Source organism: Rhodopseudomonas sp. BR0C11 (assembly GCF_010820945.1).
GTDB lineage: Bacteria > Pseudomonadota > Alphaproteobacteria > Rhizobiales > Xanthobacteraceae > Rhodopseudomonas > Rhodopseudomonas palustris_H.
Genome location: NZ_QTKI01000839.1, coordinates 1 through 506 on the forward strand (window position 1 = coordinate 1; position 506 = coordinate 506).

Genomic DNA, 506 nt, shown 5'->3' on the forward strand with positions numbered 1-506 from the left:
GCTCGCGAGGTCGCTGCAGCGTAACGGCTTCAGCGTCGGCGCGCTGCACGGCGACATGGACCAGACCGCGCGCATGGCCGCGCTGGAAGCGTTCCGTAAAGGCGACCTGCCGATCCTGGTCGCGTCCGATGTCGCCGCCCGCGGCCTCGACATTCCGGAAGTGAGCCACGTCTTCAATTTCGACGTTCCGCATCACCCCGACGACTACGTCCACCGGATCGGCCGCACCGGCCGAGCCGGCCGCACCGGTACTGCGGTGACGATCGTCGCGCCGTCCGACCAGAAGTCGATGGCCGCGGTCGAGAAGCTGATCGGCCAGGCGATCCCGCGCGCCGAGGTCGGGCCGTCGGTCGAGAGCGAGGCTGTCAGCCCCGAGGCCGAGGCCGAGACCGAGCGCCCGTCACGCTCCCGCCGCGCCGCGCCGGAAGGCCGCCAGCGCGAACCGCGCCGCGAGCCGCGCGAACAGCGCGAGCGCAAACCGCGCCGCGAGCCCCGCAGCCCCGCAA

The 506-nt window shown here is 72.9% G+C and carries 1 protein-coding gene; it reads left to right on the forward strand.

Features of this window, described 5'->3' with window-relative positions; all coding sequences use genetic code 11:
* Positions 1 to 506 (forward strand): helicase-related protein (locus tag DYI24_RS27705; RefSeq protein ID WP_205523730.1); only part of this gene is annotated, 506 nt, incomplete at both ends.